General features: G+C 55.5%; 24 protein-coding genes. 9 read left to right on the plus strand and 15 right to left on the minus strand.

The annotated features are described in order from the left end of the window. Positions 1-92: 92 nt before the first annotated feature. Positions 93-554, plus strand: a complete 462-nt coding sequence (locus tag G7G_RS0102475; protein WP_010437964.1) for an Lrp/AsnC family transcriptional regulator — start codon at positions 93-95, stop codon at positions 552-554. 3 nt (positions 555-557) lie between these two features. Here the strand turns inward: G7G_RS0102475 and G7G_RS0102480 are convergent, their stop codons facing one another. Next, a complete protein-coding gene (locus G7G_RS0102480) occupies positions 558-947 on the minus strand; it encodes a DUF3307 domain-containing protein (protein ID WP_010437966.1) in 390 nt (129 codons plus the stop codon). A 169-nt stretch (positions 948-1,116) separates the two neighbouring features. Between G7G_RS0102480 and G7G_RS0102485 the strand changes: the two genes are divergently transcribed. Continuing rightward, a complete protein-coding gene (locus tag G7G_RS0102485; RefSeq protein WP_010437968.1) occupies positions 1,117-4,158 on the plus strand; it encodes an ABC transporter transmembrane domain-containing protein in 3,042 nt (1,013 codons plus the stop codon). Positions 4,159-4,163: 5 nt separating this feature from the next. Here the strand turns inward: G7G_RS0102485 and G7G_RS0102490 are convergent, their stop codons facing one another. The 8 genes from G7G_RS0102490 to G7G_RS0102525 all read right to left on the minus strand — a co-directional run bounded on the left by G7G_RS0102490 (position 4,164) and on the right by G7G_RS0102525 (position 11,216). After that, positions 4,164-4,451 carry an ArsR/SmtB family transcription factor gene (locus G7G_RS0102490; protein WP_010437970.1) on the minus strand — a complete coding sequence of 96 codons (288 nt, stop codon included), beginning with the start codon at positions 4,449-4,451 and terminating at the stop codon, positions 4,164-4,166. Between the two features lie 113 nt (positions 4,452-4,564). Further along, entirely contained in the window at positions 4,565-5,797 is a 1,233-nt protein-coding gene (locus tag G7G_RS0102495) for a mandelate racemase/muconate lactonizing enzyme family protein (RefSeq protein ID WP_010437973.1), read from the minus strand. Positions 5,798-5,817: 20 nt separating this feature from the next. Further along, complete coding sequence (locus G7G_RS0102500; protein WP_010437975.1) at positions 5,818-6,912, minus strand: Zn-dependent alcohol dehydrogenase; 1,095 nt, start codon at positions 6,910-6,912, stop codon at positions 5,818-5,820. A 230-nt stretch (positions 6,913-7,142) separates the two neighbouring features. Further along, a complete protein-coding gene (locus G7G_RS0102505; RefSeq protein WP_010437976.1) occupies positions 7,143-7,856 on the minus strand; it encodes an alpha/beta fold hydrolase in 714 nt (237 codons plus the stop codon). 11 nt (positions 7,857-7,867) lie between these two features. Continuing rightward, positions 7,868-8,656 (minus strand): 3-oxoadipate enol-lactonase, encoded by a 789-nt coding sequence (pcaD, locus tag G7G_RS0102510; protein ID WP_010437977.1) that lies wholly within the window; start codon positions 8,654-8,656, stop codon positions 7,868-7,870. Positions 8,657-8,731: 75 nt separating this feature from the next. Next, complete coding sequence (locus G7G_RS0102515; protein ID WP_010437978.1) at positions 8,732-9,706, minus strand: threonine ammonia-lyase; 975 nt, start codon at positions 9,704-9,706, stop codon at positions 8,732-8,734. Beyond that, entirely contained in the window at positions 9,703-10,530 is an 828-nt protein-coding gene (locus G7G_RS0102520) for an alpha/beta fold hydrolase (RefSeq protein WP_010437979.1), read from the minus strand. The genes G7G_RS0102515 and G7G_RS0102520 overlap by 4 nt, the downstream gene beginning before the upstream one ends. After that, the gene (locus tag G7G_RS0102525; RefSeq protein ID WP_010437980.1) at positions 10,530-11,216 is read right to left on the minus strand and encodes a haloacid dehalogenase type II; all 687 of its coding nucleotides are present in this window, start codon (positions 11,214-11,216) and stop codon (positions 10,530-10,532) included. The genes G7G_RS0102520 and G7G_RS0102525 overlap by 1 nt, the downstream gene beginning before the upstream one ends. Before the next feature lie 122 nt (positions 11,217-11,338). Between G7G_RS0102525 and G7G_RS0102530 the strand changes: the two genes are divergently transcribed. Further along, positions 11,339-11,767, plus strand: coding sequence for an FKBP-type peptidyl-prolyl cis-trans isomerase (locus tag G7G_RS0102530; protein WP_029621666.1), 429 nt, complete (start codon positions 11,339-11,341; stop codon positions 11,765-11,767). Positions 11,768-11,778: 11 nt separating this feature from the next. Here the strand turns inward: G7G_RS0102530 and G7G_RS0102535 are convergent, their stop codons facing one another. From G7G_RS0102535 to fabA, 4 genes are read right to left on the minus strand one after another with little or no spacing between them, the layout of a single operon-like run. Continuing rightward, positions 11,779-11,967 (minus strand): hypothetical protein, encoded by a 189-nt coding sequence (locus G7G_RS0102535; protein ID WP_010437982.1) that lies wholly within the window; start codon positions 11,965-11,967, stop codon positions 11,779-11,781. 59 nt (positions 11,968-12,026) lie between these two features. Next, positions 12,027-12,818 carry an enoyl-ACP reductase FabI gene (locus tag G7G_RS0102540; RefSeq protein ID WP_010437983.1) on the minus strand — a complete coding sequence of 264 codons (792 nt, stop codon included), beginning with the start codon at positions 12,816-12,818 and terminating at the stop codon, positions 12,027-12,029. A 5-nt stretch (positions 12,819-12,823) separates the two neighbouring features. Next, the gene (gene fabB / locus G7G_RS0102545; protein WP_010437985.1) at positions 12,824-14,053 is read right to left on the minus strand and encodes a beta-ketoacyl-ACP synthase I; all 1,230 of its coding nucleotides are present in this window, start codon (positions 14,051-14,053) and stop codon (positions 12,824-12,826) included. A gap of 30 nt (positions 14,054-14,083) precedes the next feature. Further along, complete coding sequence (gene fabA, locus G7G_RS0102550; RefSeq protein WP_010437986.1) at positions 14,084-14,593, minus strand: bifunctional 3-hydroxydecanoyl-ACP dehydratase/trans-2-decenoyl-ACP isomerase; 510 nt, start codon at positions 14,591-14,593, stop codon at positions 14,084-14,086. Between the two features lie 187 nt (positions 14,594-14,780). On the opposite strand from fabA, the gene irrA reads away from it, so the two are divergent. Beyond that, positions 14,781-15,197: an iron response transcriptional regulator IrrA gene (gene irrA / locus G7G_RS0102555; RefSeq protein ID WP_010437987.1), complete on the plus strand. Its 417-nt coding sequence runs from the start codon at positions 14,781-14,783 to the stop codon at positions 15,195-15,197. A gap of 3 nt (positions 15,198-15,200) precedes the next feature. Here irrA and G7G_RS0102560 read toward each other — a convergent pair whose 3' ends face one another. Next, positions 15,201-16,097, minus strand: coding sequence for a LysR family transcriptional regulator (locus tag G7G_RS0102560; protein WP_029621668.1), 897 nt, complete (start codon positions 16,095-16,097; stop codon positions 15,201-15,203). Between the two features lie 85 nt (positions 16,098-16,182). Here G7G_RS0102560 and G7G_RS0102565 point away from each other — a divergent pair, with 85 nt between their 5' ends. Beyond that, complete coding sequence (locus G7G_RS0102565) at positions 16,183-16,980, plus strand: phytanoyl-CoA dioxygenase family protein (protein WP_029621670.1); 798 nt, start codon at positions 16,183-16,185, stop codon at positions 16,978-16,980. 3 nt (positions 16,981-16,983) lie between these two features. Here the strand turns inward: G7G_RS0102565 and G7G_RS0102570 are convergent, their stop codons facing one another. Further along, positions 16,984-17,847 carry a hypothetical protein gene (locus G7G_RS0102570; protein WP_010437992.1) on the minus strand — a complete coding sequence of 288 codons (864 nt, stop codon included), beginning with the start codon at positions 17,845-17,847 and terminating at the stop codon, positions 16,984-16,986. A gap of 120 nt (positions 17,848-17,967) precedes the next feature. Here G7G_RS0102570 and miaB point away from each other — a divergent pair, with 120 nt between their 5' ends. From miaB to ybeY, 4 genes are all read left to right on the plus strand, one after another. Continuing rightward, the gene (miaB, locus tag G7G_RS0102575; protein WP_010437994.1) at positions 17,968-19,287 is read left to right on the plus strand and encodes a tRNA (N6-isopentenyl adenosine(37)-C2)-methylthiotransferase MiaB; all 1,320 of its coding nucleotides are present in this window, start codon (positions 17,968-17,970) and stop codon (positions 19,285-19,287) included. A 194-nt stretch (positions 19,288-19,481) separates the two neighbouring features. Continuing rightward, the gene (locus G7G_RS0102580) at positions 19,482-20,216 is read left to right on the plus strand and encodes an outer membrane protein (RefSeq protein ID WP_120981289.1); all 735 of its coding nucleotides are present in this window, start codon (positions 19,482-19,484) and stop codon (positions 20,214-20,216) included. A 147-nt stretch (positions 20,217-20,363) separates the two neighbouring features. Next, positions 20,364-21,386: a PhoH family protein gene (locus G7G_RS0102585; RefSeq protein WP_029621672.1), complete on the plus strand. Its 1,023-nt coding sequence runs from the start codon at positions 20,364-20,366 to the stop codon at positions 21,384-21,386. Positions 21,387-21,428: 42 nt separating this feature from the next. Continuing rightward, on the plus strand, positions 21,429-21,923 hold the full coding sequence (ybeY, locus tag G7G_RS0102590; protein WP_010438003.1) for an rRNA maturation RNase YbeY: 495 nt from the start codon (positions 21,429-21,431) through the stop codon (positions 21,921-21,923). Position 21,924 lies beyond the last annotated feature (1 nt).

The following is a 21,924-nucleotide window of genomic DNA, read 5'->3' on the forward strand; positions in this document are numbered from 1 at the left end:
TCGAATGGTTAACCGTTCCATTTTGTGTGCCGAGATACGATATTTTGGAAAAAAACTCACAATAGATCAAAATACAGATTAGAACATCCAATATGATTACTCTAGATGACCGAGACCGCCGAATTCTGACGCTGCTGCAGAATGACAGTCGAATTTCGAATGCAGATTTAGCCGACACAGTGGGGATGTCGGCCTCGGCGCTTTGGCGCAGAGTGCGCGCTCTTGAAGACGCAGGGATAATCGAACGCTATGGTGCCTTGGTGAATCCGCCGGCGATGGGATTGACGTTCGAAGCAATCGTACATGTGCATCTGACGCGACACGATCCGGACAAAATCGTCGACTTCATCCGAGCGGTGGAACTAAGCCCCGAAATCCAGGAATGCTATGCAACTACGGGGCAGGCGGACTACCACTTGCGTGTCCTTTGCCGAGATCTGGCGGCTTACAATACGTTTCTGGAGGACTTCCTGTTTCGACTGCCAGCCGTTGCCAGTGCGCAGACCAATGTGGTGTTGCGTACAATCAAAAGAAATCAACCGATCGTGCCTTAAGCTTCAGGCTGCGAAGACCACCCAAGCCCAGGCCATCCCGATATAGGTCAGGTTATGAAGCAATTGATCCAGACCAGCAGCGCGCCAGAAAGCTGCCTGATTGGGTTGTAGCTGTTTGCGATCTGAGTAATTGGCTTTTGCGAAATCTATGTGGAAATGCACGATCCATTCCAATGCAGCAATGATCAGAATAAATTCTATCGGCGCACGAAAGAGCGCAAAGATAATAACCGATCCCACAACATGCACAGCTGCATGTTGCGCGCGTCCCATGTGGAAATACGTGCCACGCCCGGAAAGCATTTTGGGCGTCTGTAAATAATAATCGGCGAACATGTGCTTGATCTGAAGCAGGCAGAGCAACAGAAACACAGCGCCAAAGTTGGCAGGCAAATGAATCCTCCCGATATCGTCCTGAATCAGAAGATTAGGGGGTAATGGCCTGCCGCGCAAATGAACTTGTTCACACAACGCGAAATAAGCGCAAATCGGATTTTCATTTGCGTCTGAGGATACGATTGCGGTAAATTCGTGCCGTTGTATTCACACCAAAATCAGTGATTTGAGCGGTGGGTCATTAGTAGGGGCGGGTTCAATCGAGCGAACGATCTTTCGGTTCATCTGGAAATACTCCAAACGCGATCAGCTGATTCTACTGGCCGTGACGGCGACGCTATTTCCATTACTCTATCTCACCTTGGAGCTCCCCAAACGCATCATCAATGATGCAATCGGCGCGACCAGTCAGATCGTCGACGTTTGGGGATATAGCCTGACACAAACTGCATTCCTGACGATTCTCTGCTTTGCCTTTCTGGCTGCGGTGCTGGCGCATGGCCTAATGAAAATGCGCATCAACACCATGAAGGGTGTTTTGAGCGAACGGATGCTGCGTCGATTTCGGTATCAGTTGATCAATCGCGCGCTTAGATTTCCGCAGCCCTATTTTGAGCGTGTGAGCCAGGGCGAAATGGTGTCGATGGTCACCGCTGAAAGCGAACCCATGGGGGGCTTGATGGGGGATGCGATCAGTCAGCCTGTGCTGCAGGCGGGTCAGATGATCACGATTCTGTCCTTTTTGTTTCTGCAAAGCGTCTGGTTCGGTCTGGCTGCCGTCGCCTTGATTCCTTTACAGGCCTGGTTGATCCCCAAACTGCAGCGTCAAATCAATTTGCTGAACAAGAAGCGCATCCAGGAGGTCCGCGTACTGGCCGCCCAGATCGGTGAGAATGCCGCCGGTGCATCGACTTTGCGTGCCAATGGGGGCTGGCGGTATCGTCGTGCGATGATCTCGGACCAGTTGGGGCGGTTGTTCGCCATCCGCTTTGAGATCTATCAGAAAAAGTTTTTTATGAAGTTCATCAACAACTTCATCTCGCAGCTGACTCCCTTCATGTTTTATCTCGTCGGAGGCCTGCTGGTATTGCAGGGATCGGTTTCTTTGGGCGCATTGGTGGCCGCGCTGGCCGCCTACAAAGACCTGAGCTCTCCCTGGAAGGAACTGCTGACTTACTACAACCAAACGCAGGACATGTCGCTGCGTTGGGATGTTGTGATCGAGCGATTCGCACCGGAAGGCATGATTGACGAGGCGCTGTTCGAAGGCGAGCCTTCTGAACGCCCCCATTTGAATGGTGATATCGTGCTGGACCGGGTCTCGGTTCGCGATATTGATGGCAATCAGGTGCTTGACGATCTGAACCTGACTTTTCCGGCCGGCAAGACCATTGGTATCTCGGCAACCAGCGAAGAAGATCGTGATGCACTGACCGAATTGCTGATCCGAGAGATTGCACCGACCTCTGGACGGATCGAAATCGGCGGCATCAATATGGCAGGCCTGCATCAAAGTGTTGTGGCAGCGCGGATCGGTCTGGCTACCTCTCGGCCGGTGATGTTTCAGGGTACGTTGGGCGAGAACGTGATTATGCCGATGCGCCCCCGCCCATTGTCCACCTCATCTGATGATCCGAATTTTGCGGAAACGCTGCGCGCGGGTAACAGCGCAGATCCAATAGATACCAAATGGTTTGATCCGGGATTGGCCGGTTTTGACGATACCGATCAGTTGCGTGAATGGTGGCTGCAGTTGATAGACGGCATGGGTTCAGGTGCCGCTCTGTTTCAGCGCGGGGCAGAACAGGCATTTGATCCCAATGAACATCCGCAGTTGGCGGCCAAACTGATCGAGCTGCGGCCATTGGTGCAACAGGCAGTGCGCGAGGCTGGTCTGGCCGAGCAAGCTTTGGTTTTTGACCGGTCCACTTATAACCCCGCATTACCGGTTGCTGAAAACCTCTTGTTCGCGACGCCCTGCGTGCCAGTCAATCAACAACTTTTGGCGCGCCAAACCGTGTTTCTGGGTCAATTGCGTGAACTGGGGCTGGATGAAACTCTGGTCAGTCTGACCCGTGACGTGATTGAAATGCTGCGCCAGATCTTCGGATTGGATGGAACCGACCACCCATTGTTCCGCAAACTCGGGCTTGAGGCTCAAACCTACGAGGCTGCGGTCGAATTGGTTGAGCAAACCCGCAATGAAGGCACACAGGGCTTGGACGACGAGCAATTGGCCAGCTTGTTGTCGGTGCCGTTTGTGATCTCGGCGGAACAGATCGGTCCTGCGTTTTCGGACGAGCTAAAAAATCGCATCCTCGAGCTTCGCCACAGCCACTCGGAAAAATTGCTGGAACCTCTGCACGATGTTTTTGTGCCTTTGAATGAGAACGCCTTTGCGCCTGGCCTGACTGTCATGGAAAATGCGTTATTCGGTAAGGTCAGCCAGATCGGTGGTGCGCGAACCGATGAGGCACGCAAACTGATCGTCGATGCGTTGGCTGAAAATGGCGCGCGTCCGTTGGTGGTTGAACTGATCTATGATGTGCCGGTTTCACTTGGTGGTCAGAACTTGCCGGCGGTGTTTGCTGAACCCTTGGCCTTTACGCGCGCAACAATCAAAAAGCCCGATATTTTGATCCTGGAAACTGCGTTGGCCAGCTATGACATGGAAACGCAGGTCGCGGTTTACAAAAATCTGCGTGAACTTTTGCCCGAAACTACGGTAATCTACTTGAATGATACGTTCGAAAATCCAGATGTTTTCGACATGCATGTCGAAATTCGTCAGGGTCGGGTCGTGACTGGCGAAGGCCCAACCGACGTCGAGGGTGACAGCGCTGCATCTGCCGACCTGAGTCGCAAATTGCGAGCGCTTGAACAAACACCGTTGTTCTCGGGTCTTGACCGCCGTCAGCTCCGCCTGCTGGCCTTTGGTGCGCGCTGGTTCGAGGCCAAGGCCGGCCAGGTGGTGTTCCTAAAGGACGACCAGCCAACCGATGGGGCCTATGTCGTCCTCGAGGGCGAAGCGGGTCTTTATCTGCCGCGTTCGGGCGAGGACGACCAACTTATCATAACCGTTGGCGCGGGTGCTTTGGTTGGTGAGCTCGGATTGATCCGTAAAGAGCCACGGGCCTTGAGCATGGTGGCAGAAACGGACCTGTCCTGTCTGCGAATTGGTGAAGAAGAATTCCTGGCCGTGGTCGAAAATGATGCTGCCACAGCCTTCAAGCTGCTGCAGGTGATCGCAGGATATGTCTCGAACTGATCGGCCTAGGCATCTGGCTCACAAAACAGGCTATAGAGAAGTTCGATCATCTGCGCAGCTTTGCCATCATTCAGTGCGTAATAGATCGTTTTGCCATCGCGTCGGGTTTTCACCAGTCCTTCGTCGCGTAAGCGTGCAAGCATCTGGCTGACCGCTGCCTGCCGAAGCACCAGCAAATCCTCCAACTCTCCTACAGAACGCTCGCCGTCTCCCAGATGGCACAGGATCATCAGGCGACCTTCATGTGCCAGGGCCTTGAGGAATACCGCTGCTCGTGCCGCACTTTCTTTCATATCTGCGGGGGTTTCCCCCGACAAAATTTGAGTGTCGTTATCCTGAGGTCTCACGCAACAACCTAAGATCTACTTCTGGGTCGGATCAATATGCCTTACTTGCCGTCCGATTGTCACCCCTCGACCAAAGGAGCGCCGCCCTGAAATGCATTTCCATTTACATAGTCGCAGGGCGCTTCCTGCATCTCTAAGTGCAGACCATCACCTATGTAGGGGTGCGCGCGCGCAAGATCCTCGTCAACGTCAATACCAAGCCCGGGCTTTGTGGGAGGAGTGACAAAGCCCTCGTTGACTCGAAAGCTTCCTTTGATCAGTTGGTCGTGAAACGGCGTTTCGATACTTTCCAGAAGCAACAGGTTTGGAATCGATGCCGCCAGATGAATGTTGGCAGCCCACTCAATCGGGCCCGCATATAGATGCGGCGCCATCTGCGCGTTAAAAACCTCGGCCATGGCGGCGACCTTCTTCATCTCCCAGATGCCGCCTGCACGGCCAAGTGCGGGTTGCAGTATTTCGGCGGCGCCTGCGCGCAATACCGCGCCGAATTCGGCCTTGGTCGTCATCCGCTCACCCGTCGCGACAGGTATGCGGACATTGCGCGCCACGCGAGCCATATCTTCGATCATGTCCGGAGGAGTGGGCTCCTCAAACCACAACGGAGAATAGGGTTCCAGCGCTTGCCCCAGGCGAATTGCTCCGGCGGTGTTGAACTGACCGTGGGTGCCGAATAGCAAGTCGGCCTTGTCTCCGACGGCCTCGCGGATGGCCTTACAGAATGCAACTGACATTGAGATATCCGACATAGCAGGCATATGCCCGCCGCGGATCGTATAGGGCCCCGCCGGATCGAATTTGATAGCTGTGTAGCCGCGTCGAACCATTTCCGCCGCACTTTCACCGGCCTGTTCCGGCGAGGTCCAGAAGCCAGCCAGATCGTGCTGAGGAAGCGGGTAGAGATAGGTATAGGCCCGGATACGGTCGTTCATCCTGCCGCCCAGAAGTGCATAGACCGGTCGATCCCGATCTTTGCCAAGAATGTCCCAGCATGCGATCTCCAAGCCCGAAAACGCGCCCATGACAGTCAGATCCGGGCGCTGCGTAAATCCGCTGGAGTAGGCACGGCGGAACATCAATTCGATATTCTCGGGATTCTCCCCTTGCATGTGCCGTTCGAACACATCGCGGATGACATGAGTCATAGCATCCGGTCCGACCGAGGATGCATAGCATTCTCCCCATCCCACCACACCCGTATCGGTCGAGACTTTGACCAGAATCCAATAGCGCCCACCCCAGCCTGGGGCCGGAGGGGCGGTAACGATGACATCGAGATCCTGCAGTTTCATTAGGCGCTCCTTTCAGGGATTCAGTCGTGGTCGAACATGATCACATTGCGCTTGGCAGCACCGGTCTTGGTATCCTCGATGGCTTCGTTGATCTGTGAAAGGGACCAGCGACCCGAGATCAACTCGTCCAGTTTCAGCCGCCCCTGTTCATAGAGATCAATCATCCACGGAATATCGCGCTGGATCACAACGTCCCCCATTTTTGATCCAACCATGCCTTGCCCAAGCGCTGCCAAAACGACGGGTTCATAGCTGGACATGTCACCGGAATGCGGCATCCCGATCATGATCGCTTTGCCACCGCGGCCCAGATAGCGCGGGGCCTGGTCATAGGCCGGGATTGCACCAACGGTGATCAGAACCGCGTCTGCTCCACGCCCGCCAAGCGCTTTATACGCGGCTTTCCAAGGTTCCTTGAGGCTGCCCAGAACGCCATGCGTCGCTCCGAACTCTTTAGCGATCTCAAGCTTTTCTTCGGTCATGTCGACGGCAACGATACGGCGCGCGCCGGCGATACGTGCGCCTTGAATCGCATTTAGGCCAACCCCACCGGCACCAATCACTACAACATCCTGCCCGGGGCGCAATTCAGCGGCGTTTACGGCTGCACCGACCCCGGTGATCACGCCGCACGAGAGCAGGCTGGCGAGATCCTTTGGTAAAGTTTCGGGAATTCTGACGATCTGACGATGGCTGACCACGACCTTCTCGGCGAATGCACCGCATGCCATCGCTTGTTCCAATGCGCCCCCGTCTGCGGTTCGTAGCGGTCCTTTGATCGTGTCATAGGGCGTTTCGCAAATGGTGGGTTTTCCCCCAGCGCACGAGGGGCATGACCCGCACGCACGGATCAGTGTCACGACCACCGGATCACCAACCCTAAAATCGCCCGCACCGTCTCCGACTGCCGAGATTATCCCAGCGGCCTCATGCCCGTAGACGGCAGGTAGGTGACCGCCCCATGCCCCGCTGGCGAATGAGATATCCGAATGGCAGATTGCCACGGCCTCAAGCGTAACTTCTACCTCACCCATTCCAGGTGGCGCGATCAGAATGTCTTCGATGATCAGCGGTTCGCCGAACGCCCGGCACACGGCTGCTTTGATGGATTGCATGTTTTTCCCCGTTCCCGTTTGAGCTCACGGTGGCGCGTCCTGGCCCAACCTGCAAGGTGGTTTCCGTCACGTATATGTCGTTGTTATGCCAATGCGGCGCGCGCGTTCATAAATGCAGCAGGCTGTTATCAATCTTTCCGCCTCGCATTCCACAAGAGCCGAACGAATAGCTGGGCCAGTTTTGCACCCCGCCTTCGCGGTGATTGCGATCGCTTGTCATCGGGCCCCGGTCACATTCGTTCCGAGATCTGGTGCATCAATCCGGCCAGATGCTCAGGGTGCGAGAAGAACGGTGAATGAGAACTGTCGATGGTCAGGCGCATACCGGCGTCTGCGCATCCAGCCATTTCGGCTTGATACTCGGTCGGCACTGTACGGTCATCAGTCGTTCGGATGTATCCTTTTGGGACGCTGGCGAAGTTTTTGCCTGTATCTAATGGTGTCGCTTGCGGCGCGATAGCTTGGGGGCATAAGCGACCAAACGCGTAGGCCACAACCTCATGCGGGCAGTCATGATAAAACAGATCATGAACCCGATCCGGCACAACCGTATACGATAGACCATCAGAAGACTTTTCGACGGCATCACCTATCAACTGGCGAGGCGCGCGTTTACGCATTTCAATCATGGAAAGCCCGGATTGCGGGACATATGCGCTGAGATAAATTACACCCCGCATGGCGTCCGGATCAGCCTCGGCAGCCGCGCTGACGGGATAACCGCCCCAGGAGTGTGCCACGATGATCGATTGTGGTGTTGAGGCTTTCAAAATTGAATCCCGGCAGGACTCGAGGGTCACATCCTGAATTGGAGTTGGGTCCGAACCATGGCTTGGCATATCGATAGCGCGGGCAGAATGCCCGAATGTGGTCAGTTCCGGAATCAGGTCACGCCAGCACCAGGCGCCGTGGCATGACCCGTGGACTAGTAAGAAGTCCGCCAACTGTTTCTCCTTCAGATATGGTCGATCTCGATCAGGAAATCGCCAAGCAATTCGGCATATTCCCTTGGGCGTTCGACACATGGCAGATGACCCGCCCGTCGGATCAGTGCAAAGCGCGAGCCAGGTATCAGATCAACCGTTTCACGTACCAGATCGGGCGGAGTCGAACCGTCCTCGCTGCCGGCAATTCCCAATGTGGGCAGCTGCAGTCCGCTGGTGGGCGTATAGAAATCTGTGCCCGAAATTGCGGCACAACACCCCAGATAGCCCTCAACTGGTTGCCGAACCATCATGTTTCGCCACAGGGGCATCTCGGGGCCGGACTGGAAGTGTTTCGAGAACCAACGCTCCATTGTGGCGTCGGCAAGGGCTTCGATTCCACCGGCCCGGACGGCTGCCATACGGTCATGCCAGATTTTCGGCGTCCCAATCTTGGCAGCGGTATTGGACAGCACCAGTGCGCGGACCTGATCCATGCGTTTTACCGCCAATCCCTGCGCTATCATCCCGCCAATGGACAGGCCGACAAACACGCAGTCTTTTACCTCGAGATGATCCAGCAGTTGTTCAGCATCTCGTATCAAGCTCCCCATTGAGTATGGGGCGGCCGGTTGGGACGATAATCCGTGTCCGCGTTTATCGAATCTGATGATCCGTAACCCTTTGGGTAGAAAAGGTATAATCGGGTCCCAAAGGCGCATGTCGGTACCCAGTGAATTGGCAAATACAATGGGGGCTCCGTCGACATCTCCGTCAATTCGATAGTGTAGACTTACGTCTTTCAGGTTAGCGATACGCATGTAATCGGTCCCCGTCTGCTCAGGGTGCCTAATAAAACAAACTCGATCAGATTTTGCACCGATCGCTTCCGATTGTCAGGTAAGGAATTCCAACGCTTGTTCAAATATCTGTGGATCTACATTCCCGCCCGAGGCCACGACGATCACGGTATCCCCCTCAATTTGATCTTTCCGAAACAGCGCTGACGCCAAAGACACCGCTCCACCTGGCTCCAACACTATCTTGAGGCGCAAAAAGGCGAGGGCCACGGCGTGCAGTGCCTCTTGTTCAGATACTGCAAGTCCGGGGCCGCAAAGCCGTTGAAGAATCGGAAAGGTAATTAACCCCGGTTGCGGTGTCAGGATTGCGTCGCAGATGTTGCCGGATGAGGCATTGTTGCTCTGGATCGCGCCGACCTGCAGAGAGCGTTTAACATCGTCAAACCCCTCGGGCTCACATGGGCGCGCGCGTAGGCCGGGTGCATGATGTTCCAGAGCCAGTGCAATGCCAGAGGTCAACCCACCTCCGCCGCAACATACGAGGACATCGCCTTCGGTCACGTCAAGCTCGAGCGCCTGACGCGCCAACTCCAATCCCGTCGTACCTTGCCCTGCAATCACTTGCGGCTCATCATAGGGTCGGATCAGCGTCAAACCGCGCTCAGTAGCCAACGCTTCACCGATGTCTTCGCGGCTTTCGGTTGCACGGTCGTAGAGGATCACTTCACCCCCCAGCGCGCGGGTGTTTTCAATCTTCAGCTTCGGCGCATCCGACGGCATGACGATGACTGAAGATATCCCGTGTTGAGCTGCTGCATAGGCAACGCCCTGCGCGTGATTGCCCGAAGAATAGGCGATCACGCCGCGGTTGCGCGCCGCATCATCCAGCGCAGAGATTGCGGACCACGCGCCGCGAAACTTGAAACTACCGGTGTGTTGCAGGCATTCGGGTTTTACCAATACGCGGCGACCCGCGATTTCATCCAGAAAAGGTGATGACAGAAGCGGGGTCTCGCGCACGTGCCCTTTCAGCCTGTCGGCTGCGGCTTCGATCATGTCAATGTTGCTCATGTGGCATCCAATATTTGGTGGATTAGGTCGAGGGATTGCAGTTCGTTCAGGAACGGAACATGACCACGGTCCGGTACTTCGGTTGAGATCAGTTTAGGGTGGCGCGCGCGCATTTCTTGTACTGTGGCAGTTCTTAGCAGGTCGGAATTCGCACCCCGGATAACGCCAGTCGGGATATCGTGCAACGCGTCGAACATAGGCCAGAGGTCAGGAGCGGGCGTGTTTGCCGCCTGTTCGATCAGAGCGTTTCTCAGGGTAGGGTCATAGCGCAGGTCCAGTCCGGAATCAGTCTGGGTGTATTGGTTCTCAACCTGCTGCCTCCAGATGTCCAAAGAGACACCTGGGAATTGCGGTTCCATCATGACCCCAAGGGCGTGAGCCGCATCGTCGTAGGTTTTTGAGGTTGGGCGGTTGCCGACATAGCCCATGATCTTGGCAATACCATCGAGTTCGATCACCGGACCAACGTCGTTTAGGATCACACCTGCCAGACGGTCAGGATGGCTGGTGGCCAGCGCCATGGCGATCAGCCCCCCGCGCGAGGTGCCCAATAGTGCCACCTTACCCAAGCCCAGGTGATCCAGCAGTTCAACTGCATCCTGCGCCTCGCGCAGGATGTTGTAATTCATGTAGTTCGCATCAAAATCAGACTTGCCGCGCCCGCGATAATCCATCGCAATCATACGAAGATCGCTCAGATGTGGCGCTAGAAACGAAAAGTCGCGGCAGTTCCGTGTCAAGCCGGCCAGGCAGAGCAGAGGTTGGCCCGTACCTGTATCTTCATAGTACAGGCGTTTGCCGTCCGACGTGGTGAAATACGCCATCAAAGCCCCGCCAATTGCGGGATCGTTGTCAGGTCAGACAGCACATGGGCAGGTTTCCAGGGCAGGCGGTCCATCGGTTCCCCTGCGCGATTCACCCAAGCGGTAACAAATCCATAACCGCTTGCCCCAGCGGCGTCCCAGCCGTTTGAACTGACGAATAGCACTTCGTTACGCGCGCAGCCAAACCGGTTTTGCACGAGGTCATAGACGCTGGTATGGGGTTTGAAGACCCCGACGCTTTCAACCGACAACACGTCATCAAGCACATCTCCGATCCCAGCAGATTGAACCGCACCATCCAACATAGGAGGTGAACCGTTGGACAGGATGGCCGTCTGCATCCCGCCCTCTTTTAGCGCCTTCAGCATCTCGGGGACTTCGGGAAAGGCCTGCAACTCCCAATACAAATCCAGCAGGCGCTGCCGAAGGGTGTTATCCCCTTGCAGGCTAACCGCTTCCAACGCCCAATCCAGCCCATCTTGCGTGACGTCCCAAAAGTCACAATGCGTATCAGCGACAGCACGCAGCCAAGTGTACTGCAGTTGCTTCAGACGCCAATGATTGGCCAATTCGGGCCATTTATCCGCCAGCGCCTCGAACCCCGGTTCTGCAGCGGCCTGCCGGGCAGCAGCAGCCACGTCAAACAGAGTGCCATACGCGTCGAATACACAAGTGGTGATAGCCATCCGATCCTCCCCTGATCGGGCGCAGGTAACCACAACCGGTTCCGGGGTTAAAGAGGGCAGGGTTTACAATGCCGTGTCAGCCTTTAGGCTGCGCCGTTCATTCCTTTCAGGCCGAGGCCACCATGACCGCAATAAAAGATGGCGACACCGTTCGCATCCACTACACCGGAACTCTGTTGGACGGCAAAGTCTTCGACAGCTCCGAGGGGCGCGATCCGCTTGAGTTTGCGGTTGGTTCCGGGCAGATCATCCCCGGTCTGGATGCTGCCCTGCCGGGGATGGAGATTGGCGAGAAAAAGCGTGTCGAGATTGATTGCGTTGAAGCCTATGGTCCGATCAATCCGGGTATGCGGCAACAGATACCGCGTGAAGGCATCCCGGATGACATTCCGCTGGAATCCGGCACGCAATTGCAGATGCAAACCCCTGACGGTCAGGCACTGCCAGTGACTGTTGTCGAAGTAGATGAGGCGACAGTGACTCTGGATGCAAATCATCCATTGGCGGGGCAAGATCTGGTCTTTGACATCGAGATCGTTTCGATCAACTGATCCCGTTCAGATCAAAGGCCGGGGATATGTGACAACATAGGCTCAACCGCATTGCGTACAGGCGGTTGGGTCAGAAACACAAAGGCAATCAGCAGCGATGTGAGGATCAGCAGCAACAGACGTGCACGTCCGCTTCCTGACTTGCGTTTCAACGCTGGCGAGCGCGCGTTACTCGCAAGGATTTGTTCAAGTTTGCTCATATCGTAATCCCTGCGGGGCAAAGATGGTCAAATCTTGGCACCCGCAGGGAAAGATATGGTCACATGGCCTCGGGCTGAGGCATACCCAGAATATGATACCCACCATCGACACGGATGATCTCACCCGAGGTGTAGCTTCCCGCATCAGAAGCCAGATAAACGGCAGTGCCGCCAACCGCTTCAAGCGTCGCGTTCGAACGCATGGGGGCGTTCTGGTCGCAGAACTTGTAGGTCTTGCGCGCTCCGCCGATGGCGGCACCGGCCAGTGTTTTCATAGGGCCGGGTGAGATGGCGTTGACGCGGATGCCGTCGGGGCCCAGATCGTTTGCCAGATAACGGGTCGCAGATTCCAGCGCCGCTTTGGCGACGCCCATGACGTTGTAATTCGGCACTACCTTGTTCGAGCCCTGATAGGTTAGAGTCAGAAGCGTGCCGCCATTGTCCTTCATCAGCGGATAAGCGCGGCGTGCGACCTCGATAAACGAATAGGCCGACACATCCATTGAATGCTTGAAGTTCGCGCGTGTGGTGTTCAGGAAACGGCCCGTCAGTTCGTTCTTGTCCGAATAGGCGATAGCGTGGACGACAAAATCGATGGTCGGCCAGCGCTTTCCCAACTCACCAAACGCGCGGTCTAGTGAAGCGTCATCGGTGACATCCGCATCGACCATGAAGTCGCTGCCAAGGCTCTGGGCCAGAGGTTCCAGCCGCTTGCCGAACGCCTCGCCCTGATAGGTGAAAGCCAGTTCAGCACCCGCCTCGTGCATGGCTTTGGCGATGCCCCATGCAATCGAGCGGTCATTTGCCACGCCCATGATCAGGCCGCGTTTACCCTTGAGAATATCCGACATCTTGTTCACCCGTTATACTTCGACAGAACCATGGATCCGTTGGTGCCGCCAAAGCCGAAGCTGTTGGTCATCACGCTGTCCAGGCCTGCGTTTTCAACTACTTGAGTTGCAATTTCACCGGGCAGGATGCCTTCGGCAAGTGTGTCGACATTGATCGACGGAGTAATGAAATCATGTTCCAGCATCAGCAGGCAGAAGATTGCCTCAAGCGCGCCAGCCGCGCCCTGCGCGTGGCCGGTCATCGATTTGGTTGATGAAATCGGAGGTACGCTGCCTTCCCCAAAGATACGGCGTACGGCTTCGACTTCGCCTACATCGCCAACCGGGGTCGAGGTGCCGTGGGCGTTGATATAGCCGACCTTGCGGCCTTCGGGCACGGTCGACAGCGCCAGACGCATCGCGCGTTCGCCGCCTTCGCCAGAGGGTGCCACCATGTCGTGCCCATCAGATGTCGCGGCATAACCCGTGACTTCGGCATAAATCTTGGCGCCACGGGCCAGCGCATGTTCGAGCTCCTCAAGAACTACGATGCCGCCACCACCGGAAATTACGAACCCGTCGCGGTTCTGATCGAATGCGCGCGAGGCTTTGTCGGGCGTGTCGTTATATTTGGACGACATCGCACCCATCGCGTCGAACAGGCAGGACAGGGTCCAGTCCAGTTCTTCGCCGCCACCTGCGAACATCACGTCCTGCTTGCCCAGCATGATTTGTTCCGCAGCGTTGCCGATGCAATGCAGCGACGTCGAACAGGCCGAAGTGATCGAGTAATTGATGCCCTTGATCTTGAACGCGGTCGCAAGGTTCGCTGAAATCGTCGAGCACATGCATTTAGGCACTGCAAACGGGCCGATCCGTTTGGTCGCGCCGGTTTTCAGCACGGTTTGGTGTGAGGTCAGCATCGCGCTGGTCGAAGGTCCGCCCGAACCCGCGACCAGACCGGTGCGCGGATTGACGACCTGATCTTCGGTCAGCCCGGCATCAGCGATGGCCTGGCTCATCGCGATATGGGCATAAGCTGCGCCCGGTCCCATGAACCGCAGCGTGCGCTTGTCCACGTGATCGGCTACATCGATTTTCAGCGAACCGGCGATCTGGCTACGAAAGCCGTGTTCGACCATCTGTTCGTTGGCCTCAATGCCGGATTTGCCTGCTTTCAGCGAGGCAAGCACCTCTTCAGCGTTGTTCCCGATCGAGGACACAACCCCCAAACCGGTGACGACTACTCGACGCATGTGCGTACTCCTTGTTTCGGCCGGTCAGGCTCAGGCGTCTGACAGAACGACCTTCATGTCCTTGACGTCGTATATCAATTCGCCATCGGCTTCGACGATGCCATCTGCCACACCCATTGTCAGACGGCGCGTTTGTATCGCTTTTTTGAAATCAATTTTATAGGTCAGCATCTTCCGGTCCGGGCGCACCATCCCGGTAAGCTTGACCTCGCCGACGCCAACGGCCATGCCACGGCCTTGCCAGCCGCGCCAACCTAGGTTGAAGCCGGTCAGTTGCCACAGACCGTCCAAGCCCAGACAGCCGGGCATGATCGGGTTGCCGGGGAAATGGCAGTCAAAGAACCAAAGGTCGGGTGTAATATCAAATTCGGCCAGTACATGGCCTTTGCCATGCGCACCACCATCGCCCGAGATATCGGTGATCCGGTCCATCATCAGCATCGGCGGGGCGGGCAACTGCGCGTTGCCAGGGCCAAAAAGCTCGCCGCGGGCGCATTTCAGCAGATCGTCCTTGTCAAAACTGCTTGGGAATTGGGCCATTCTGCCGCCTCTCCTGCCTGGGTCTGTTCGTTATATCTGGTCTCGTCTAGCACCCGTTTGCAAGGTCCTGCAAGACCAGCACGCCATATCATGTCGTGACACGTATACTTCTTGCGAATGAATTTCATTTGAAATTGCAGGTCGGGCGCACTTATATTAAGGGCAGCAAAACACAGGTATCGGATTCATGACACCTCAGAGCCGTGACATCGCTGCAAATTGGTTGGTTGACGCAGGTTTGCGCCCCACGCGCCAAAGGGTTGCTTTGGCCGAATTGCTTGTGGGTGACGGGTTGCATCGTCATGTGACCGCAGAAAGCCTGTTTGAATCCGCAAAAGCCAAAGGTGACGCGGTTTCGCTGGCGACCGTATACAACACATTACGCGCGTTCTGCGATGCCGGGGTTCTGCAGGAAATCACTGTGGACGGATCCAAAAGCTATTTCGACACCAATACGCACGACCATCCACATTTCTATTGGGAAAACGAAAGCCGCCTAAGCGATGCGCCGTCAGAGCAATTGGTGATTCAGCAATTGCCGGAAGCTCCTGAAGGCGTCGAAATCGCATCGGTCGATGTGGTGATCCGCTTGCGGAAGAAATAACAGCTAATCCTTTCGTAACAGAGTGACCAATGCATGTTCGGCCTGCGTGATCAGTGGATCTGTAGGCCCCGTGCCATGCCGCGCCAAAACGACGGATTCGGTTGCGTCCGGATCGGTGATCGGCAGGCTTACCAGGCGGACCTGATCATAGCTGAAGCCGCTTTTAGGGCTCGTATAACTTATCCCGATACCTTCCCCATGAGCAGCCAGACTACGCGAAAGCTCGAGTGATTCCGCCCGGTGCGAGATTGTGGGATTCAGACCTTTGCGTCTGAAGAGCGCGAGCACATGCTGCGCGGACAGACCCTCTTTGGACAGAATCAATGGATGTGCCGCGAGCTCGGTTAGGGTCACCTGCTCGGCCCTCGCCAGTGTATGATCGGGTGAAAGCAGTGCATGTGGCGTGCTGTCGAACAGCTTCTTGCACAAAAAACCGGCGTCCATGCCCAGATCATACGTAAGCGCAAAATCATATCTGCCATCGATCAGGCCGGAAATCAGACCTTCGAACGTTTCAACCCCGTGTGTCAGGACGACATCGGGCAAGGCCTCTCGCAGACGGTGCAGAGATTGGGCCAGAAGAAAGGGAGCCAGATCGACGAAGCATCCCAGGCGCAATCGGTTCTCGCCGGTTAGCGGCTGTTTTGACTGTTCTAATAGGGCTGCTCGGTTCAACACGGCTTCGGCTTCTTCGATAAACTTGCGGCCTTGCGGGGTTAATGCCATCGCGGCACCCCGCCTTCGGGCAAAGAGTGGATATCCCAAATGTGATTCGACCCGGGTCAGCGCATTGGACAAGGCGGGTTGCGAGACGTTCAGGCGCTGTGCTGCCGCAGACAGGCTGCCATGTCGACCAATGGCGCAGACATATTCGTATTGGCGGAGTGTAAGGTATAACATTAGGTTAATACCTAAATCGAAAGATATGATTTGAATAGAGGGCTCATTCATGCGCAGATCGGGCGACAAATCCAAGGAGACCGCGATGACTCACCCTCTTGTTTCCCAAGCCATGATTGACGACTTCCAGACGGACGGTGTTGTGTTGGTCAAAGGCCTGTTCGCCGATCACATTGAAACCCTGCGGGCTGGGGTTGCGGCAAATATGGATGAACCGGGTCCCTATGCGTCAGAGAACAAGAAAGACGGTGAGACCGGCCGTTTTTTCGACGACTATTGCAACTGGTCTCGTATCCCGCAGTTTCGTGAAGTGATCGAAACATCCCCTGCTGCCGAAGTTGCAGCCGACCTTATGCAATCGCAATCCGTGCAGATGTTCCACGACCATGTACTGGTGAAGGAGCCCGGGACCTCAATGGCGACTCCGTGGCATCAGGATGGGCCCTACTATTTTGTCGATGGCCAACAAAATATAAGCTTCTGGTCACCGTTGGACCCGGTGAAACAAGCGACCTTGCGTTGCGTCGCCGGATCGCACCGCTGGGAAAAAGAAGTGCTGCCTACTCGCTGGGTCTCGGAAGAAGGGTTCTTCCCTGATGAGGGGCAGTACATGCCGATCCCCGACCCGGATGCAGAAGGGATGAAGGTTGTCGAATTCGAGATGGAGCCAGGCGACGCCGTGGCCTTTAACTATCGCACGCTCCACGGGGCCCGTGGCAATACTTCCGACAGTCGGCGCAGGGCCTTCTCGCTGCGGTTGGTTGGTGATGATGCGCGCTATGTTGAACGTCCGGGGCGGACATCGCCGCCATTTCCGGGGCATGACATGGTGCCGGGGCAAAGGCTACGCGAGGACTGGTTCCCGGTTCTGTTGCAGCGTTAGGATCTAGAACCACTGGCCCGATTCAATCAGGCCCAGATCCAGCAACTGGCGCGAATCCCACTCGAACGGAGTTGAATGGTTCCAGCGGAAATCAGAGATATCGAACGTCGATCCGGCGTTCGTTTTTAGTGCTTTGGCCGCACGGAAGGAGCAGATCGCGGCGGTCAGGTTGTTGTGCCAAGGGCAGGCGTAGGTGTTGTATTCCGCCTCGTTGAACGTGTGATCCGGCAGAAGTTTCAGATCGGGTTTTGCTTTAAACAGCGAAATCCGATCGATGCGGCGCCGTTCATAGGGGATATGATCTTCGAACCGCCAGCGCAGGCCGCCAGACATATCCAGCTGCCGCTCTAGCGGCTTGCCAGATGCATCATGCCGCGTGTGGGCGTAGTATCCGGTCTTGTCCAGCATTGCTTGATCGGGGGCCACGCCGTTGGGAAAGGCCGTTAGATCGTTCGCATACAGATCGATCACGTGGGTCAACATCGCCTGACGCCGCTCTTCTGAATGGAAGGCGAGCAATTCGCCAACCGAGCGGGTCTCGCAGAACGGATAGAACAGGTATTCGGCGTTGTAGCAGTAGTATATCCAGACGCCTTGCGTGGCTTGGATGATCCGGTTGACGGCGTCAAAAACGACTGTTCTGGGCGCGCATGTCATCACAACCCTGTAGACCCTCTCGCTCAGATCATCGTCGATCGCAAATTCCCTTGGCAGGAACGCGATCACCGATTTGAACCCCAGTTTAAGGTGGTGATGAAGCGTGCTTTCCAATTCGACTTCATCTTCGGCGAAGATCAGCGCTATGGGGCCATTGTTCAGGGCCTCACCGCCGGATTTCAGAAGGTGATCAAGGGAATCGTACTGCATCGTTGGCTTTGTTTCCGCCTCGCTGGAAATTCCCGCCAAATTCGGGTAATTGCGCCAGCATTGCAAGCGGTGTTCGATACGTATAGACGACGCCGACCCAGCGACTGCAAAGGCCAACCCATGTCTGAACCGAAAAAGCTGTTTATCAAGACCTATGGCTGTCAGATGAACGTCTATGACAGTGAACGCATGGCCGAAGCGCTGGGCGGGCAGGGGTATGTCGAGACCAAATCGGCCGATGATGCGGATATGATCCTTCTCAATACTTGCCACATTCGTGAAAAAGCAGCTGAGAAAGTCTATTCCGAACTGGGCCGGTTCAAGGGGCTGAAAGCAGAAAAGCCGGAATTGAAGATTGGTGTCGCTGGCTGCGTAGCCCAGGCCGAGGGCGAAGAGATTATGCGCCGTCAGCCTCTGGTCGATCTGGTGGTGGGTCCGCAAAGCTATCACCGCCTGCCCGAGATGGAGGCGAAGACGCGCGCGGGTGAAAAGGCGCTGGATACCGATTTCCCCGAAGAAGACAAATTCGAGAAGCTCAAGAACCGTCCCAAAGCGAAGCGCGGCCCGACTGCTTTTCTGACCGTGCAGGAAGGCTGTGATAAATTCTGTGCATTCTGCGTGGTGCCCTATACCCGCGGGGCCGAGGTCAGCAGGCCTGCAGACCGCATTATTCGTGAGGCGCAGGATCTGGTCGAACGTGGCGTACGCGAGATCACGTTGCTGGGGCAGAACGTAAATGCCTATCACGGGGCTGGGCCGAATGGGGACATGACCCTTGCGGGCCTGATCTGGGAGTTGAACAAGGTCGATGGGTTGGAGCGCATCCGCTTTACCACCTCGCATCCGAACGACATGGACGATGCGCTGATCGAGGCACATGGGACCTGCGAAAAACTGATGCCTTATCTGCACCTGCCGGTGCAGTCGGGATCGGACAAAATTCTGAAACGCATGAACCGCAGTCATACGGCTGAAAGCTATCTGCGATTGATCGAACGCATCCGCGAAGCGCGGCCCGATATTCTAATGTCCGGCGATTTCATCGTAGGCTTCCCCGAAGAGACAGATGAGGATTTTCAGGCTACTCTGGATTTGGTGGAAGAGGTCAAATACGGCTACGCGTATTCATTCAAGTATTCTACCCGCCCCGGTACGCCTGCGGCAGAACGGCCACAGGTCGATGCCGAAGTGGCAGACGAGCGTCTGCAACGGTTACAAGCCTTGATTACACGTCATCAGCGAGTGATTCAGGATTCCATGGTTGGCAAAACAGTCGTTGTCCTGTTTGAAAAATCTGGGCGTCAACCGGGCCAGATGGTTGGAAAATCCGAGTATCTTCACGCGGTTCACGTTTCGGATGCAGATGTGGCACGTGGAGATTTACGTAAGGTAAGGATCAAATCCTCTGGCGCGAACTCGCTGGGCGGCGACGTGATTTAATCCAATATACGTATGCTGCAAGGGTTCCTTCCGACCAAATTTAACCCTTGATTTATGACTTGGAACTATGCTCCGAGAGAGGCCAGATTTCTCGGGTGTGGGTTTTGCGGCCTACGAAACTGTTGACCCGAAGAGGCAAGCCATGATGGCGGAGGGTACGAGTAGTGAGCTGGATATGTTTTCCAAAATCGAAGATGTCCCGCGTTTTGACGGCCCTCTTATTGATGTTATCTTGCGCTGCTCCGACTTTGGCTGGGGATGTGACCGGGGAAGTCACTGAACCTGACGTGATTTCGTCCGAACGATATGCCAGCGATATCAGGGCGTTTTATCTGGGGGTGAGCGCCAGTCGTGCAACGGGTGGTTCCGATGAGTTTGGCTTGCAGGTCAATGGCGGCTCAGTTTTCGGGATCGGAGAGGTCAGTACTGACGGCAACTTTGCCGGGTTTCGCGGGGGTTGGCGCGGGATTTTGCCTGCGAGAGGCGGGCGCGACTATGTCTATGGTCTGGAAGTCGGCTACGACTTTGGCACTCTGGACGGAAGCACGTCGGGACAGATCGGCGGAACACCCGTCAGCGGCAGATCTGCAATTTCCGATGTATTCTCGATCCGCCTTCGAAATGGACTTACAAACCGCAGCAAGAGTGTCCTTTACTTCGTTACAGTGGGCTATGTGCGTGGTGATATCACAACGTCGGCTTCTGTGACCGAAGTGGGTGGGACTACCCGCTTTGAAGACGTTGATCGACGTCAGGGTTTTTCTGCCAGCCTGGGTGCCGAGCATAGACTGAATGACGATTGGTCGATTACTGGTGAGCTCGAATATCTGCAGTTCGAATCAAAAACCGTAGAACTGGGCCCTTCTTTCAGCACCAAATCGACGCCAAGCTACCGCGGATTGCGGATCGGATTGAATTATACATTCTGAACCATTCGCAAAAACTGATATTTTATGCGCAACAACGGCGTTGATCGGCGCATTTGTCATCCCGTTTGCAAAAAACGAAACTGCGCCTTGCGTCCACCTCAATATGTTGTCTACGCTCGGGGTGAAACGCCAAGACAGGAGAACGGATTGGCCATCGGTGCCCTGACCCCACCGCAAGAAGATATGCCCCAGCGTGAGGCGCTTGTTGAGTTCCCAGACAACAGACTACTAATCGATTTGTGCGGCGAATATGACCGTAACCTGACCGATATCGAGCAAAAGCTTTCGGTGCAGATCGTGCGGCGTGGAAATCAGTTGGTCGTGCTAGGTGATGAAGAATCGCAAAAGCAGGCCATTGAAGTGCTGCAGGCGCTCTACACTCGGCTTGAAGGTGGGCGAGATGTCGAGGCAGCAGATGTCGATCGCGAGTTGCGCATGGGCACTTCCGAGGCCGGAACTGGTACACGGGATGGTGACCAGCTTGAGATGTTCAAGGGCGGAACGGTCGAAATCAAAACCCGTAAGAAGCTGGTTGAGCCGCGGACAGACGCCCAGAAGGCATATGTTCAGTCGCTCTTTAACAATGAGCTGGCCTTTGGAATCGGCCCCGCAGGTACGGGTAAAACTTATCTGGCTGTTGCTGTGGGTGTGTCGATGTTCATCGGAGGCCATGTGGACCGGATCATTCTCAGCCGTCCAGCGGTAGAGGCCGGCGAAAAGCTGGGTTACCTGCCCGGTGACATGAAGGATAAAGTCGATCCCTACATGCAGCCGCTTTATGATGCGCTGAATGATTTCCTCCCGGGCAAGCAGCTGGCCAAGCTGATCGAAGAAAAACGGATCGAAATTGCGCCTCTGGCGTTTATGCGTGGGCGGACGCTGGCGAATGCCTTTGTCGTGCTGGACGAGGCGCAAAATGCCACCACCATGCAAATGAAAATGTTCCTGACCAGACTTGGCGAAGGCAGCCGCATGGTGATCACCGGAGACCGGTCACAGGTCGATTTGCCGCGCGGTGTGCAATCGGGTTTGGCGGATGCGGAAAGACTGCTGAAGACGATCCCGAATATCAGTTTCAATTATTTCACGTCGAAAGATGTCGTGCGCCACCCGCTTGTCGCCGCCATTATTGAGGCGTATGAGGCCGACTCGGGCCGCGAAACGGGGTGAAACCCAAGGTTCCGAAGGGTTTTGGAGCCTTGGAGAGCCGGTATGATTCTGGATGTAACGATCGAAGACGAGCGCTGGAGGGAATTGGAGCCGCTGGCACAACGCGCACTCATTGAAGTTCTTGATTATTGCGGTCTCAAATCGGATCTCTGCGAAATCAGCTTGTTGGGTTGTAACGATGAACGGATCGCAGTTCTGAATGCCGAATTCCGGGAAAAACTGAAGCCGACAAATGTTTTAAGTTGGCCTGCCGAAGATTTATCCCCTGATCAGCCTGGGGGCATACCAATGTTGCCCGAACCCGATTTCACTGGGGAAATCGCTTTGGGAGACATTGCGATTTCATATGACACCTGCGCGCGTGAGGCCATCGCAGCGGGTAAATCAATGGAAGATCATGTGACCCACTTGATAATTCACGGCACGTTACATTTGTTAGGATACGATCACATTCGTGACCTCGACGCCACTTTGATGGAACGGATTGAGATCGAAATACTTGGCAAACTGGGTATAGATAACCCATATAATGTATGAC

The sequence above is a fragment of the Ruegeria conchae genome, from assembly GCF_000192475.1.
In the GTDB taxonomy this organism is placed as follows: Bacteria; Pseudomonadota; Alphaproteobacteria; order Rhodobacterales; family Rhodobacteraceae; genus Ruegeria; species Ruegeria conchae.

Excerpts from the sequence above, each read along its gene's own strand:
- G7G_RS0102500 (WP_010437975.1), bottom strand. The coding sequence starts at position 6,912 with ATGCAATCCATCAAAGCAGCCGTGTGCCGGGCGTTCGGCGAACCGCTG.
- G7G_RS0102580 (WP_120981289.1), top strand. The coding sequence starts at position 19,482 with ATGTCCCGCGTTTTGACGGCCCTCTTATTGATGTTATCTTGCGCTGCT.
- G7G_RS0102515 (WP_010437978.1), bottom strand. The coding sequence starts at position 9,706 with ATGAGCAACATTGACATGATCGAAGCCGCAGCCGACAGGCTGAAAGGG.
- G7G_RS0102570 (WP_010437992.1), bottom strand. The coding sequence starts at position 17,847 with ATGCAGTACGATTCCCTTGATCACCTTCTGAAATCCGGCGGTGAGGCC.
- G7G_RS0102540 (WP_010437983.1), bottom strand. The coding sequence starts at position 12,818 with ATGTCGGATATTCTCAAGGGTAAACGCGGCCTGATCATGGGCGTGGCA.
- G7G_RS0102565 (WP_029621670.1), top strand. The coding sequence starts at position 16,183 with ATGACTCACCCTCTTGTTTCCCAAGCCATGATTGACGACTTCCAGACG.
- pcaD (WP_010437977.1), bottom strand. The coding sequence starts at position 8,656 with ATGCGTATCGCTAACCTGAAAGACGTAAGTCTACACTATCGAATTGAC.
- fabB (WP_010437985.1), bottom strand. The coding sequence starts at position 14,053 with ATGCGTCGAGTAGTCGTCACCGGTTTGGGGGTTGTGTCCTCGATCGGG.
- G7G_RS0102525 (WP_010437980.1), bottom strand. The coding sequence starts at position 11,216 with ATGGCTATCACCACTTGTGTATTCGACGCGTATGGCACTCTGTTTGAC.
- ybeY (WP_010438003.1), top strand. The coding sequence starts at position 21,429 with ATGATTCTGGATGTAACGATCGAAGACGAGCGCTGGAGGGAATTGGAG.
- G7G_RS0102530 (WP_029621666.1), top strand. The coding sequence starts at position 11,339 with ATGACCGCAATAAAAGATGGCGACACCGTTCGCATCCACTACACCGGA.
- G7G_RS0102475 (WP_010437964.1), top strand. The coding sequence starts at position 93 with ATGATTACTCTAGATGACCGAGACCGCCGAATTCTGACGCTGCTGCAG.
- miaB (WP_010437994.1), top strand. The coding sequence starts at position 17,968 with ATGTCTGAACCGAAAAAGCTGTTTATCAAGACCTATGGCTGTCAGATG.
- G7G_RS0102560 (WP_029621668.1), bottom strand. The coding sequence starts at position 16,097 with ATGTTATACCTTACACTCCGCCAATACGAATATGTCTGCGCCATTGGT.
- G7G_RS0102520 (WP_010437979.1), bottom strand. The coding sequence starts at position 10,530 with ATGGCGTATTTCACCACGTCGGACGGCAAACGCCTGTACTATGAAGAT.
- irrA (WP_010437987.1), top strand. The coding sequence starts at position 14,781 with ATGACACCTCAGAGCCGTGACATCGCTGCAAATTGGTTGGTTGACGCA.
- G7G_RS0102535 (WP_010437982.1), bottom strand. The coding sequence starts at position 11,967 with ATGAGCAAACTTGAACAAATCCTTGCGAGTAACGCGCGCTCGCCAGCG.
- G7G_RS0102495 (WP_010437973.1), bottom strand. The coding sequence starts at position 5,797 with ATGAAACTGCAGGATCTCGATGTCATCGTTACCGCCCCTCCGGCCCCA.
- fabA (WP_010437986.1), bottom strand. The coding sequence starts at position 14,593 with ATGGCCCAATTCCCAAGCAGTTTTGACAAGGACGATCTGCTGAAATGC.
- G7G_RS0102490 (WP_010437970.1), bottom strand. The coding sequence starts at position 4,451 with ATGAAAGAAAGTGCGGCACGAGCAGCGGTATTCCTCAAGGCCCTGGCA.